Below are 13,165 nucleotides of genomic sequence, written 5' to 3'. Positions count from 1 at the left end.
GTCTGCCCCGCCGGTCAGTCGCTGGCCGGAAGCGGCTTGGCTTCCTTGATGGCCATCGGCACGGTGCCGATGCTCAGCGTCCCGGCGCCGGCCTTGGTGACCAGGACCTCGGCGCCGGCTTCGTCGACGTAGCGCTTGCCCATCACGGCGCCGTCGGCGAAGTCCGGGTCCAAGGTCGCGCCGCCGGAGGCGTCGCCGTCCAGCGGCACCATGGGGGCGCCGCCGGCGCGCAGATCATCGAGGCTGTCGGCGGTCTTCACCACGATGACCTGGGTGTCGCACACCTGACTCTTCAGACGGGTACCGGACTTGATCATTGTGCCCCTTCGGCATTCACTGTTTGCAGTTCGTCCACGAGTTCCCGGCGCAGCACTTTGCCGGTCGGGGTGGTCGGCAACTCCGGCCGGAAGACGATCCGATCCGGCGTGCGGGAACCGCGTAGCTGCTCCCGAACATACTCGCGCAGCGCCTCGGGTTCCGGCGACGCACCCGGCGCCGCTACCACGCAGGCGACGATGATCTGGCCCCACTCCGGGTCCGGGGCGCCGACCACCGCGACCTCACGCACTTCGGGGTGCTCAACCAGCACGTCCTCGATCTCGGCGGGGGCGATGTTCTCGCCGCCGCGGATGATGGTGTCGTCGGAGCGGCCGACGATGAACAGGTAGCCCTCGCTGTCCAGCACGGCGAGGTCGCGGGTCGGGAACCAACCGTCGTCGTCGAGCACCGACCCGATGCCGGTGTAGGTGCCCGAAACCTGCTCGCCTCGAACGAACAACTCTCCCGGCACTCCGGCGGCGACCGGCCGGCCCTCGTCGTCGCGGATGACGGCCTCGATGCCGGGAACCGGGCGCCCGACCGAACCCAAACGCTTGCGCACGGCCTCGTCGGGGGACGCATAAGCCGTGCGGTGGTCTTCGGGGGTGAGCACCGCAACCGTCGAACTGGTCTCGGTCAGGCCGTAGGCGTTGACGAAACCGACCTCGGGGAGCAGGTCCAGCGCCCGGCGCACCAGCGGCAGGGCCACCTTGGACCCGCCGTAGGCCAGGTTGCGCAGGGTGGGTAGCGGGACCGGGCGGGCTTCCAGTTCCGAGACGATGCGCTCGAGCATCGTCGGGACCACGGTCGCGGTGGTCACCGCCTCGGTCCTGACCAGCCGGACCCACTCGGCGGCGCTGAAGCGGCGCAGATAGACCGACTTGCGTCCGGCATACAGGTTGCTCAGCGCCGCGCCGACCCCGGCGATGTGATACGGCGGAACACAGATCAGCGCGGCGTCGTCGGGATCGGCCGAGCCGAACTCCACCGTCCCGGTCACGTAGCTGGTCAGGTTGTTGTGGGTCAACTCAACGGCTTTCGGCGCCGAGGTGGTGCCCGAGGTGAACAACACGACCGCCACGTCGTCGGGGTCCGGCCACTGCACCGCGGGTGTGGTGGTGCGAGCCCGGGCGCAGAAGGTGGCCGAATCGATCTGGCCGACGCCGATCGCGCCGGCCTCGCCGATCAGGTCCAGGTATTCCTTGTCGACGACGACCAGTGGTTGCGGCAGCCGGCCGATCAGCTCGCGCAGCGCCTGCCCGCTGAGCCGGTAGTTCAGCGGCGCGAAGGGCTGCCCGGCCCGCGCCGCGGAGAACAGCAGCAGGGGCAGCATGTCGCCGCCCATCCCGACGTAGGCCACACTGCGCGCACCGGTCTCGTTGATCACGCCGGCCCCGGCGTCGGCGAGGGCGTTGAGCTCCGCGGTGGTGTAGCGGGTCGTTTCCGAGACGACGGCGACCCGATCCGGGTCGGCGGACACCGCCATTTCCAGCAACAACGAAATGCTCACCGCTCGGCTCCCCGTCATGCGTCGTGAATGAGAACGACATTATCATTTTACGGTAGTTTCGCTACCGTCGGACGCCGGTTCGGGCGGCCGCCCTCGGTACGCTGACGTGCGTCATGATCAGCGTGGTCGATCTCGAGACGGCACCCGACGCCCAACCCGGCGACGGGCTCATCATCGCGACCGGTGCCCGATTCGACGGCGCGCACGCCGAGCACTGGCTGGAGCGAGCCAGCTTCACCCTCTCGGAGACCGAGGTGGCCGACCGCCGGGTGATCACCGTCGGATCGGTCAGCCAGGCGCTGACCGACATCGCCCAGCGGTGCCGGCGCCGCCCGCACGCGGCGGCGATCTGCGACGACGTGCTGCGGGCGATCGACCCGGCGGCGCCGGCGTTCGCCGGAGTGATCACCGAATCCCTGGCCTACTCGGTGCTGCAGGCCGGCCCGGAATTCGCCGACTGGCTGGCCGAGCGGGGACCGGCCACGGCACCGGAGGTGAGCGACCCGGTGCTGATCGACCGCGACGGCGACACCCTGCGGCTGCGGTTGAACCGACCACAACGGCACAACGCGTTCAGCAACGCGATGCGCGCCGGCCTGCTCGACGGGCTGGCCGTCGCCGAGGCCGACACCTCGATCGAGGAGGTGGTGCTGTCCGGGGCCGGGCGATCGTTCTGCAGCGGCGGCGACCTCGCCGAGTTCGGCGGCTTCACCGATGTGCCCAGCGCCCACCTCGCCCGCACCCGCTACAGCCCCGCGCTGGCGCTGGATGCGCTGACCGCCCGCCTCGGCGCCCGCTGCCGCGCCGACATCCACGGCCAGGTGCTCGGCAGCGGACTGGAGATGGCCGCCTTCTGCGGTAGCGTGCGCGCCCACCCGGACGCGGTGCTGGGCCTGCCGGAGCTGAACCTCGGATTGATACCGGGCGCCGGTGGCACCGTCAGCATCCCGCGCCGCATCGGACGGTGGCGCACCGCCTATCTGATCCTGTCCGGACGCACCATCGACGCGACGACCGCCCTGCGGTGGGGGCTGGTCGACGAGGTCTCGGCCGAGGCCCGGCCGTGCCCGTAGCGGATCCGGCGATCGGCTGGGGCGCATCCGGGCTGGCCTGGCTGACCGGTGCGCCCGACGGTCCGCCGGATTTCTCCCGCGCCGCGGTGCTGCAGCGCGCGGCCGACGCCGTCGACCGGCTGGGCCTGGGCGTCGACGCCGCGACCCTACTGGCCGGCCGCGCCGCACTGCGGGGCTGGACGCGAGCCGGCCGCGTCTCGGCCGGGGGAGCCTCCCGGCTGCTGACCGCCGCCGACGGCTGGTGGGCGCTCACCCTGTCGCGCCCCGACGACATCGACGCCGTGCCCGCCCTGATCGAAGCCGAGTGCCCCGGCGAGCCGTGGGGGGCCCTCGCCGCATGGGCGGCCGACAAGCCGGTGGCCGGCGTGGTGGCGCGGGCGCGACTGCTCGATCTCCCCGCCGCCGCGCTGGGCGAGGCCGCTGCCGCGCCGCCTCTGATCCGCCGGGCCGGGCCTTCGGGGCCCGGCCGCGGACCGCGCGGCACGCTGGTCGTCGACCTGACCTCGCTGTGGGCCGGGCCGCTGTGCGGGCAACTGCTGGTGCAGGCCGGCGCCACGGTGATCAAGGTGGAAAGCCCGTCCCGCCCGGACGGCACCCGGGCCGGGGACCCCGCGTTCTTCGACTGGATGAACGCCGGGAAGCTTTCCTGCGCACTCGATTTCGATCGCGACGCCGCCTTTCTGGCGCAGTTGCTGGCCGCCGCCGACGTGGTGCTAGAAGGCTCGCGTCCCGCGGCGCTTACCCGCCGGGGGCTGGGGCCGTTCGACGTGGCGGGCCGGCCCGGGCGGGTGTGGCTGCAGATCACCGGCCACGACGGCTTCCCCGGGTTCGGTGACGACGCCGCGGTGGCCGGCGGGCTGGTGGGCTTCGATGCGGCAGGCGACCCGGTGTTTTGCGGCGACGCCATCGCCGATCCGCTGACCGGCATCGAAGCGGCCGGAGCGGTGCTTGAGGCGCTGGCCCGCGGCGGCGGCGAGGTCATCACCTTCGCGCTGGCCGCCGTCGCAGCCGGCTACGCCGCGCTGCCGCGGCATGGCGGCGGTCAGTACCCGGTGTCGCCGCCCCCGCGCCCGCGCATCCACGGCCCTGGCCCGCGGCTGGGGGCGGACAATGCGCGGGTCGGCGAGATGGTGTCACGGTGCTGATCCAGCGCGCGGTGCTGCTGGACGGATCCGTGGTCGATGTCCGGCTGGCCGAGACCATCGTCGAAGTCGCGCCCCGGCTGGACGCGCGCCGCGGCGAAGACGTGTTCGACGCTGCCCACGCCACGCTGATTCCGGGACTGCACGATCACCACCTGCATCTGCGGTCGGCGGCCGCAGCACAGGATTCGGTGCGCCTGGGTCCGCCGCAGGTGCGCACCGTCGACGAGCTGGCCGCCGCCTTGCGCGCGGCGACCCCCGATCACGACGGCTGGGTGCGCGGGTACGGCTACCACGAGTCGGTTGCCGGCGAGCTCGATGCCGCGCTGCTGGACCGGTTCTGCCCCGAGACCCCGGTGCGGGTGGCGCACCGCAGCGGCGCGCTGTGGGTGCTCAACTCCGCCGGCCTGGCCCGGATCGGGATGGGGGAGCATCCCGACGGGCGGCTGCTGCGGGCGCAGGGCGATCCGGCGCCCGGGCTGCCGCAGCGAGAGCCGTCGCTGCGGCGGCTGAGCCGTCAGCTGGCCGCCCGCGGGGTCACCGGGATCACCGAGGCCACCCCGGACCACGGCGACACCGATGTCGCCGTATTCGCCGCGGCGCGGGGTCGCGGCGAGCTGCTGCAGCGCCTGCACTGCCTGGCGCCCGCCGGAACCGCCCCGGCGCCCGGCGTCACCCTCGGGCCGGCCAAGATCATCCTCGACGACGCCCGCCTGAACCTTGATGCATTGGTAAAAGCGTTGTGCGACAACCACTCCCGAGATCACGGTGTGGCCCTGCACTGCGTCACCGATGCGCAGCTGACCGTGGCGATCGCGGCATGGCAGTCCGCCGGGGCGCATCGCGACGATCGCATCGAACACGCGGCGGTGGTGCCCGATGACCGGCTGGCCGACCTCGCCGCACTCGGGATCACCGTGATCACCCAGCCCAACTTCGTCGCCGAACGCGGCGACGACTACCTCGCCGAGATCGAACCCGACCGGCACCACGAGCTGTGGCGGCTGGCGTCGTTACGCGACAACGGTATTCCGGTGGCGCTGTCCACCGACACGCCCTTCGGCGACGGCGATCCCTGGGCGGCCATGCGGGCCGCGGTGCGCCGGATCACCCCGAGCGGAGCGGTGCTGGGCCCGGCCGAGCGGATATCGGCCCGCGCCGCGCTGGCGATGTTCGCCGGCCGGCCCGAGCGGCCGGCGACACCGCGCCGGATCGCGCCCGGCGAACCCGGCGACCTGTGTCTGCTGGCTGCCGGCCCGGCCGAGGTCCTGGCCGCACTCGACGCCGAGACGGTCGCGGTGACCGTCGTCGCGGGCGCGGTGGTGTCCCAGCACAGCGGCATTGGGTAGCCTGTCTAGATAGTTTGGTTAATGGCGAAATTCGGAAGGAACGGTTGATGACGCGTTCGGACAGTGACAGTTGGGACCTGGCCAGCAGTGTGGGAGCGACTGCGACCATGGTCGCCGCGCAGCGTGCGCTGGCCACCACCGGACCGGACAAACTGATCAACGACCCGTTCGCGGCACCGCTGGTGAGGGCGGTCGGCATCGACTTCTTCACCCGCATGGTGGACGGCGACATCGCGTTCCCCGAAGGCGACGACTTCGATCCGGTCCGGATGGGCCACGGCATGGGCGTGCGCACCCGCTTCTTCGATGAGCACTTCGAGTCCGCCACCCAAGGCGGCATCCGCCAGGCCGTCATCCTCGCCGCCGGGCTCGACGCCCGCGCCTACCGGCTGGCCTGGCCGGCCGGCACCGTCGTCTATGAGGTCGACCTGCCGCAGGTCATCGACTTCAAGACCACCACCCTGGCCGGTCTGGGCGCCGAGCCGACCACCGAGCGCCGCACGGTGGCCGTCGACCTGCGCGACGACTGGCCCGCCGCGCTCACCGCCGCCGGGTTCGACCCGAACGCTCCCACCGTCTGGAGCGCCGAGGGCCTGCTGGTCTACCTGCAGCCGGACGATCAGGACGCCCTGTTCGACACCATCACCGGGTTGAGCGCACCGGGCAGCCGGCTGGCGTGTGAGTTCATTCAGGACACCACGGTGTTCTCCGGCCCGGAGTGGCGCGAGCACCGAGAGAAGCTGCAATCCATCGGCTGCGAGGTCGAGATCGGCGAGCTGATCTACCACGGCGAGCGCAACCACATCGTCGACTACCTGACGGCGGCGGGCTGGACGGTGTCGGGCCGGCAGGTCACCGAGCTCTACGCCGAGGCCGGCCTGGAGTACGGCGACGATCCGCTGGCGGTGGCGTTCGGCGATCTGACCTATCTGAGCGCCGCACTGCCCGGCTCGTCGGTATGAAAAGCATCACAGCGGCTGACCCGGCGGTGCGGCGGCGACGGCGCGCCGACGCCATCGATGTGGTGCCCCCAGTAGGACTCGAACCTACGACCTGCGGATTAAAAGTCCGTAGCTCTACCAACTGAGCTATAGGGGCCGTGCCGGGACAGAATACTGCCTCCCCGATCGAGCCCGCGTTTGAGGATTGGACCCGCCGTGCCCTAAGCTAGCGAAGCTCCCAACGTGACCACGTTGCGAGTCCCCGGAGAGATTCGGTTCTGGCCCCCTTCGTCTAGCGGCCTAGGACGCCGCCCTTTCAAGGCGGTAGCGCGGGTTCGAATCCCGTAGGGGGTACTCGCATCGCGGAGACGCGGAGCGACGAGCAAGGCCCTGTGGCGCAGTTGGTTAGCGCGCCGCCCTGTCACGGCGGAGGTCGCGGGTTCAAGTCCCGTCAGGGTCGCTTTATGCGGCGAGGCACACGTGCCTTCCGGCCAGGTAGCTCAGTTGGTACGAGCGTCCGCCTGAAAAGCGGAAGGTCGCCGGTTCGATCCCGGCCCTGGCCACCAGTCTTCACCTGCATAGACACGGGTTATGCACTCGGTTGTCAGTTTTCTTTGTCCGGTTTCTGTCCGGTCGTCGGTGTGTGAATCTCGGTCGCATGTAGCTGATCGAGGTTGGTTGCCACCTGATCCAGCTCGTCGGCGTAGAGGTCGCTGTAGATATTCGCGGTCACGGTCGGTGTCGAATGGCCCATGGTTTTCTGCACATATCTGAGGTCTGCGCCGGACTTTCTGGCCAGGCTGGCGTAGGTATGGCGCAGATCGTGAATCGTCAACGGCGCCAGCCCGGTCTTCTTCAGGGCCTTGTTCCAGTGCGTGTGTCGGCGCCAGTTGTTCGATCGCAGCAATGCCCCGTTGGGCGAGGTGACGGCGGGCTCGTCGGGAGCCCGCCCACCGATCCGCGTTTTGAGGATGTCGACGACGACTAGGGGGAGCGGGACGGCTCGGATACCGGCGCGGGTCTTCGGCGGCCCGATGACGATGCGGCCTACCACCTCGGGCGCGGCCCGTCGGACATAGAGGCGGCGGGCTACCAGGTCGACGTCCTTGACGCGAAGGCCGACGAGTTCGGACCAGCGCAGGCCGGTGTAGGCGAGGATTGTCACGACATCGCCCTGGTCTCCGCAAGCTATGGCGAGTATCTGGACCTCCTGCGCGGTGAGGTAGCGGTGGCGCTCCCGCTCGGGAATCCGACCCGCCGACACACCGATCGCAGGATTGCGGTGGATTCGGCCGTCCTGGTAAGCGACGTCGAGGATTGACCGCAGGAGCCGCAACGTGGACACCTTCGCCCACGGCCCGACCGTGAGCCCGTCAACGAAAGCCTGGACGTCAGCGCGGGTGATTTCATCAACCGGCACATGACCGAACCGGGGCGAGATGCGCAGTTCCCAGTGCTGGGTGTAGCCGCTCCAAGTCTTCGGTGACACCGCGGGTTTCTTGGAGTCGGAGAACTGTGCCCAGATCCGATTCAGTGGTGTGCGGCCGAGGCGCGGGTCGAACCGCCGTGCACCGAGTGCGGCCTCGTTGTCGCGTTCGGACTTGAACGCCTTCGCCTCGCGCAGAGTCGGGAACGTGGCGGACGTTTCAACCCAACCGGATGGCGCGTCAGGATCACGAATCAGGTAGCGGACTTGGTAGCGGGGCTGTCCGGCCGTATTGGTGCGCTTTCGGATGCCGCGCGGCGTGTTGCCGGCCATTAGCGACGCACCTGCTTGAGCCAGGAGCGGACCTCCGCGCAATCCCAGCGCCGCACCCGCTCCGACAGCGTGTAGCAGGGCGGACCGATCTGCTCACCGGTGGCTTCGCGGAGCGCGGCCCAGCGGTTGAGGGTTGCAGCGGAGACGCCGAGCAGTGCTGCCACTTGATCGACGGTGAGCAGCTCTGGAAAGCCACCAGCGGTGACGAGCGCTTCCCGGATGCCGTGAGTGACCATCTCGATCACCTCGGCGGCTGCGGCCTGGTGGACTGGTCCCGGAGAGACTCGAACCAGGCCAGGGTGGCTGGCAGTCCGGCTGCGACATCGTCTTCGCCGCGTGCGAGTCCCCACAGGGTGAATGCCCAGGCGGCAAGAGCGGACTCCGTTGTTGCGAAGCGGCGCCACAGTTCGGCCTGATCGTCCAGGACCAAGGCGACTCCGAGAACTTCGCCCGTGGACCAGCGACTCCGGTACTGGCCCCAGCCGTATCGGCGGACCAGCGCGGCGCGGTGCCGAAGGTCGTCAGCCCGGCGCGCCAATTGATCCTGGTCGGGTGGCGCGAAGCGGGGCCAGTCGTCACTCATGGCGCGGTCCTGCCTCTGTAGTGCGCGTCCGTCCGTATTTCTTTGCGATGGACCGGATTTGATCGTTGGTCCAGAAGTCGGATCGCACCTTGGTTACCTGCCCGTCCTCGTCGATGACGTAGCCGGTCCCCGGATCGTTTGGGCTGATGCGGTGGGCTGGTGCAACGTCGGCGAGCCCATCACCGAGCACCATGGCGACCTCGTCGCGGGAACGGAGCCGGAGCGCGATCGTCTGGGTGAACAGACCGCGCATCGGTATCACTTCTTTGCGGGGATCCTGCACGAAGGCAGCCACCACTATTCCGAGGCCGCGGCCTTTCGACAGAATCCGTGACAGCGAGGCATTGGCTTCTTTGCGCATCGCCGGGTCGCTCATGTACGCGGTCAGCCCCGCCAACTCGTCGATCATCAGAACGATTAGGGGAGTCGACTGCGTGGCCCTGTGCTGCCGGGTCTTTTCTGCCGTTCGCGCCCCCCGTTTGTCCATCAGCTGCTCCACCGCGGCAAGGGTTTTCACTGCATCGGCTTCGGTGGTGGCGACCCTGGTAAACAAGCGGGCGCCGACGGACACTTCGATGCCGTACTTGAGGTCTATCCCGATCAGGTGGACCAGGCCCTCCGCGATCGCAGGGCCGAAGCCGCAGGCAATACCCCAGAACACCGACCCCTTTCCCGAGCCCGAGCACCCAACTGTCAGGGTTTGGCGTTCGGCGACTTGCAGAATCCAGGGTGCGCCGTTTTCACATCGCCCGAGCCTTATTCGCGCTGTGGTCACCGTCGTCGGCTGCGCGGGGTTTCCGATCGTCGACAGCTGTTCGCGCATGACCAGTTCGATGCGGATGGTGCCGGGAGAGACCACGACCGAGCGCGCCGAGTGGGCACGCGCGGCGTCGCGGATAGCCGGAACGGCCCTCTCCAAGTCTTCGACGGTTTGTCCCATCCTCGCCCGTACGGTCAAGCGCAGGCCGGTGTGGGTAACCCCGGTGCCCACCAGCTTTGGATGAAACCAGCGGGTCGCGGCGACCTGACGTCCGTCACGATCACGGCGGGTGACGTGCTCAGAGCCTGACAGGCCGCAGCGCTTGCACAGCCGTCGCCACGAGATGTGCGCCCAAAGCCGCCAGCGTAGGAGACGCGCTGGTCCAGCGAGGTGCTCCTCGTAGGTTTCCGGTGAGCCCAGCCGCCAGCAGATCAGGCTGACGCCGGCGATGATTACGGCGACCACGACCCACAGGACGAAACTGATCAGCAAGTGTAGGAAGTGGTCGAACAGCAGCGGTATGTCGTAACCGACGGGCGCGTACGGGTCGGGATTCATGCCGACGCCCTGCCCGTGTTCGCCGCGGTGGAGGTCTTGCCCGGCGCTGTCATGCCCGCGGCTCGGAAGGACCACGCGATCCGGGAGAAGTCTCCAGATCGCTCGATGTACGGCAGGCCCATCAGTCCTTCGAACACCACGGGCGTGAACGGTGTCCCGCTGGAATTGGTGGGGGCGGTGGGTGGCGTTTGGGCGGCGAACTTGACCGTTACGGTGCGGCTGCGCTTCGGTGCGGCCGGATCGCCGTCGAGCGCCTCCACCTGCCACATCGGTAAACCGGTGTCGCGGTCGGTCGCTTGGACACGGTTCTCGCCGGAGGACCGGTTGAAGTCGATCATCGGCGTCACTTCCGATACGACGAACGCGCCGCACGAAAACACCTGGTCGTGCGTGATCTGAAGCCATTTGGGGATGGACATGTTTGGTTCCCTTCTGTTTCGGGCCACCGGCGGTTCCTGGCGGACAAAAATTACGGTATAGACAATGACTAGACAAATCAAGTGTCGAAGGCTCTGCGATGGTCGCCTTCTCGGTTTGGCGTGCTGGCGACGCGGCGGTGCCAGGTGCGTTCACAGCTCAATTACCTGCGAGGAAGTGGGTCCAGAGGCGCTATCCGGCCACGTGGGTCATCTGGGCTAGCGAGACTACGCCTTGAGGCCGACACCGTGTAGATTGGTCTAGCTATTGGCTAGTTTGGTGCCAGTCCGAGGATTAAGGGGCCGTGTTGGAGTTCGACCAGGTTGATCGCGACCAAGATGCGCTGCCATACGAACAGATCGCGCACATGCTGCGACAAGCGATCACATCGGGCGAGCTGGCTCCCGGGGAGCGGCTTCCAGCAGAGACAAAGCTAGCCAAAACTTTTGGCGTCGCAAGGATGACCGTTAGGCGGGCCGTACAAGAGCTCCGCGATGAGGGCCTGCTTGTGCCGGCCCCCGGCCGTAGAGTAGCTGTAAGGGCCGCGCCGCCGATGAGGGAGCTATGGCCTCAAGAGCCTGGCATGCCCGCCGAGGTGACAATTCCAGATTTCAACGCTTGGGGAGATGCCGCCCCGCTGGTAGCCCAGGCCGAGAACATCCGTACGCGGATGTACACGCTGGCCGGGGATCTCATCGAGGTTGGAATGCTAGTCGGCGAACCAGCAGTGACGGCCAAGCTCATCGAAAGTCTCGCAGGCATCGGGTTGACCCAAGCTGACGTACTCGGTGCCCTTGCGGTGCGTCTCCATACAGATGTTCTTGACTCGGCGCATGCGCAGCAAGTCTCTACTGCAATGGAGACTGCTCGGCAAACTTTTGCAGCTGCTTGCAGCGCCGCTCAATCTGCGGCCGAGACCCTACGAAGTGCCGCCTTAGCTGCCGGTTCCGATTCTCCTACTCCGGAGCCGGGAAACTCGTTATCAAGGCATTCGGGCAATTAAACCGACTGCGAAATGGCAGCCCCCTGAATCCCGTCTGTTACGCCTCTCGCGCAACGACCGTGTCGTACAGACCCAGGTGGCTGAGCCCCTCGTGGCTGTCGATCCCGGTGTAGGACAGCGAGGAGTCCTCGTAGCGGCGGAATGCGAACACCGCTTGGTTCATGTGCGTGCTGTTGAAGACATTGAGGGAAACCAGCAGGTTGAAGTCGTCCACGGTCAGGCCCGTGACCGCCTTGAAGAGACCGGGTTCAAGCTTCGTGATGACGTCCTTGAGCGTGTTCTCGCGGAAGTCGGTGAGATACATGAAGGCCGGGATGCGGGTCGCGAACTTGATCAGCTTCTCCTGGATCAGCTTCCGCTTCGACTTGTACTCCTTTTCCTCCGCGGTCAGTTCCCTCTTCTCCTTAGCGGAGATGTCCTCGCCCTTGGCCTTCTTCGTCGCCTTGACCTTCTCACTCTTGTTGATGACGGTTTCGAATATGTCGCTCCCCAGCGCCCGAAATCCCTCAATCCGCATCACAGCGTCGAAAGCTGCGGGGTTATCGAGAATCTTGCGCAGGGTGTCATTGTCGACGTTGACGAGCAGCGCCGACTCCCACTTCCGGGCGAGCAGTGTCGCGGAGGTGCCGGCCATGGCGATATCCAGGATGCCGCCGGCGTCCACCTGGGTCATGTTGGAACCGTCGTAGGCGAGCACCGGCAGGAAGCTGACCAGATCTTTCACCGCGTCCTCCGGGTTGGGGACTTCCGGTGAGAGCCCGATCCCGTATTCGGCCATCTGCCGAAGAGCACGTGTCGGCGCGAAGTCGAACACGAAACAGGCTGGCTTGAGATTCTCTTCCAGGTTCGGGTCGTCACCGTCCGGGTTCTTAATCGACCACGGCGACTGCACACGGAACGCCGCCTGAAAGTATGTCTCCGGCGAGTTGAGGTTGCGCAGCATCAGGATCGACGACCATTGCGGCACCGTCACCCCGGTGGTGAGCTTGCCACAGGAGAGCGTGATGGTCTTCGAGTCGTGTCCGTTGCCGATCGCCTCGCGGACGGGAGGCAGCGCAGCCAGCCCGACGCCGGCCCCTGGGCCTGCGACCGTGAGCACGGTGTATTCGTGGTAGAACACGTTCTGCTTCTCCGCCAAGAGATTCGCCATCGCCTGGCACGCAGCGACCGATGGAAGGAACCAGAAGGAATGGTTCATGTACGGCAGCAGGCGGACGTCCGAGTAGGGGAAGGGCGGCTTCTTCCCTCCGAGCTTGAGGTTGTCGATCTGAGTCGGGGAGTATGCGCCGCGGATGATGTTGAGCCACTTCTGTACATCGCCCTTGTACTTGAACTCTGCTGCGTGCCCATCGCCGATCGCGGCGAAGAACTCGTTCAGATCGAACTCGTCGAACTCCCCTTGGCTGGCAATCGCCAGCAGCTCGTCGGGCATCTGATAGGTCAGCAGTCGCATCTCCGGTAGCGCCCCGTATGGGTTCCATGCGTCCGGGTGGTCCTTCGCCCACTGCTGCTTGGCCCGCTGCTCGTCGCTGTAGGTCCAGTTGAATATCTGTTCCTCGATGAACTCGCCGGTCGCCAAGGCCTTGAATGGTGTCCCGGACAGGTAGAGGTACGCCCCGGTGGTGATGGGCAGGAACTCCAACTCGGTGCCACCCAGCTCGTCGAGTTCCTCGTTGTGAATCGCCCTGGGTTTGATGGAGGCTCCAGACCTTGGAAACGAGGATGGAGCCATGTCGAAGAAGCAGTTGCCCG

12 protein-coding genes, 4 tRNA genes and 2 pseudogenes are annotated in these 13,165 nt (G+C 67.5%); 9 read left to right on the top strand and 9 right to left on the bottom strand.

The window, feature by feature from the left end; genetic code table 11:
• Nucleotides 1–14 precede the first annotated feature (14 nt).
• Nucleotides 15–317, bottom strand: coding sequence for a hypothetical protein (locus BST28_RS07510; protein WP_065286663.1), 303 nt, complete (start codon nt 315–317; stop codon nt 15–17).
• Nucleotides 314–1,828: a class I adenylate-forming enzyme family protein gene (locus tag BST28_RS07505; RefSeq protein WP_083080551.1), complete on the bottom strand. Its 1,515-nt coding sequence runs from the start codon at nt 1,826–1,828 to the stop codon at nt 314–316. Before BST28_RS07505 ends, BST28_RS07510 begins: the two co-directional genes overlap by 4 nt.
• Before the next feature lie 113 nt (nt 1,829–1,941).
• Between BST28_RS07505 and BST28_RS07500 the strand changes: the two genes are divergently transcribed.
• The 4 genes from BST28_RS07500 to BST28_RS07485 are packed head-to-tail and all read left to right on the top strand — an operon-like array spanning nt 1,942 to nt 6,354.
• The gene (locus tag BST28_RS07500) at nt 1,942–2,901 is read left to right on the top strand and encodes an enoyl-CoA hydratase/isomerase family protein (protein WP_019738816.1); all 960 of its coding nucleotides are present in this window, start codon (nt 1,942–1,944) and stop codon (nt 2,899–2,901) included.
• On the top strand, nt 2,892–4,046 hold the full coding sequence (locus BST28_RS07495; RefSeq protein ID WP_083080550.1) for a CoA transferase: 1,155 nt from the start codon (nt 2,892–2,894) through the stop codon (nt 4,044–4,046). Before BST28_RS07500 ends, BST28_RS07495 begins: the two co-directional genes overlap by 10 nt.
• Complete coding sequence (locus BST28_RS07490; protein WP_083080549.1) at nt 4,040–5,392, top strand: amidohydrolase family protein; 1,353 nt, start codon at nt 4,040–4,042, stop codon at nt 5,390–5,392. The genes BST28_RS07495 and BST28_RS07490 overlap by 7 nt, the downstream gene beginning before the upstream one ends.
• Before the next feature lie 47 nt (nt 5,393–5,439).
• Nucleotides 5,440–6,354: a class I SAM-dependent methyltransferase gene (locus BST28_RS07485; RefSeq protein WP_083080548.1), complete on the top strand. Its 915-nt coding sequence runs from the start codon at nt 5,440–5,442 to the stop codon at nt 6,352–6,354.
• A gap of 60 nt (nt 6,355–6,414) precedes the next feature.
• Here BST28_RS07485 and BST28_RS07480 read toward each other — a convergent pair.
• Nucleotides 6,415–6,490: transfer RNA gene (locus BST28_RS07480), tRNA-Lys, on the bottom strand.
• Between the two features lie 124 nt (nt 6,491–6,614).
• On the opposite strand from BST28_RS07480, the gene BST28_RS07475 reads away from it, so the two are divergent.
• The 3 genes from BST28_RS07475 to BST28_RS07465 all read left to right on the top strand — a co-directional run bounded on the left by BST28_RS07475 (nt 6,615) and on the right by BST28_RS07465 (nt 6,899).
• Nucleotides 6,615–6,687, top strand: a tRNA-Glu gene (locus BST28_RS07475).
• A gap of 32 nt (nt 6,688–6,719) precedes the next feature.
• Nucleotides 6,720–6,793 (top strand) — tRNA-Asp (locus BST28_RS07470).
• A 29-nt stretch (nt 6,794–6,822) separates the two neighbouring features.
• A tRNA-Phe gene (locus tag BST28_RS07465) sits at nt 6,823–6,899 on the top strand.
• A gap of 38 nt (nt 6,900–6,937) precedes the next feature.
• Here BST28_RS07465 and BST28_RS07460 read toward each other — a convergent pair.
• Genes BST28_RS07460 through BST28_RS07440 form a run of 5 tightly spaced genes read right to left on the bottom strand, consistent with a single transcriptional unit; the run spans nt 6,938 to nt 10,412 of the window.
• The gene (locus tag BST28_RS07460; protein ID WP_052537928.1) at nt 6,938–8,092 is read right to left on the bottom strand and encodes a site-specific integrase; all 1,155 of its coding nucleotides are present in this window, start codon (nt 8,090–8,092) and stop codon (nt 6,938–6,940) included.
• Nucleotides 8,092–8,328: a helix-turn-helix transcriptional regulator gene (locus BST28_RS07455; RefSeq protein WP_052537933.1), complete on the bottom strand. Its 237-nt coding sequence runs from the start codon at nt 8,326–8,328 to the stop codon at nt 8,092–8,094. Before BST28_RS07455 ends, BST28_RS07460 begins: the two co-directional genes overlap by 1 nt.
• Nucleotides 8,329–8,333: 5 nt before the next feature.
• A complete protein-coding gene (locus BST28_RS07450; RefSeq protein WP_052537927.1) occupies nt 8,334–8,675 on the bottom strand; it encodes a hypothetical protein in 342 nt (113 codons plus the stop codon).
• Nucleotides 8,668–9,993, bottom strand: coding sequence for an FtsK/SpoIIIE domain-containing protein (locus BST28_RS07445; RefSeq protein WP_052537926.1), 1,326 nt, complete (start codon nt 9,991–9,993; stop codon nt 8,668–8,670). The genes BST28_RS07450 and BST28_RS07445 overlap by 8 nt, the downstream gene beginning before the upstream one ends.
• Complete coding sequence (locus tag BST28_RS07440) at nt 9,990–10,412, bottom strand: hypothetical protein (RefSeq protein ID WP_052537925.1); 423 nt, start codon at nt 10,410–10,412, stop codon at nt 9,990–9,992. Before BST28_RS07440 ends, BST28_RS07445 begins: the two co-directional genes overlap by 4 nt.
• 302 nt (nt 10,413–10,714) lie before the next feature.
• On the opposite strand from BST28_RS07440, the pseudogene BST28_RS25060 reads away from it, so the two are divergent.
• Together BST28_RS25060 and BST28_RS24675 are read left to right on the top strand one after the other, a co-directional pair.
• Nucleotides 10,715–10,936 (top strand): annotated as a pseudogene (locus BST28_RS25060) (GntR family transcriptional regulator); the annotation flags it as partial.
• Between the two features lie 57 nt (nt 10,937–10,993).
• Complete coding sequence (locus BST28_RS24675; RefSeq protein ID WP_234808227.1) at nt 10,994–11,413, top strand: hypothetical protein; 420 nt, start codon at nt 10,994–10,996, stop codon at nt 11,411–11,413.
• A gap of 37 nt (nt 11,414–11,450) precedes the next feature.
• On the opposite strand, the pseudogene BST28_RS07430 reads toward BST28_RS24675, so the two are convergent.
• Nucleotides 11,451–13,165, bottom strand: a pseudogene (locus BST28_RS07430) (restriction endonuclease); the annotation flags it as partial.

The organism is Mycolicibacter kumamotonensis, from assembly GCF_002086285.1.
GTDB classification, from domain to species: domain Bacteria; phylum Actinomycetota; class Actinomycetes; order Mycobacteriales; family Mycobacteriaceae; genus Mycobacterium; species Mycobacterium kumamotonense.
Note: the sequence above shows the minus strand (reverse complement) of the source record. Positions and strands in the feature narration are given on the sequence as shown.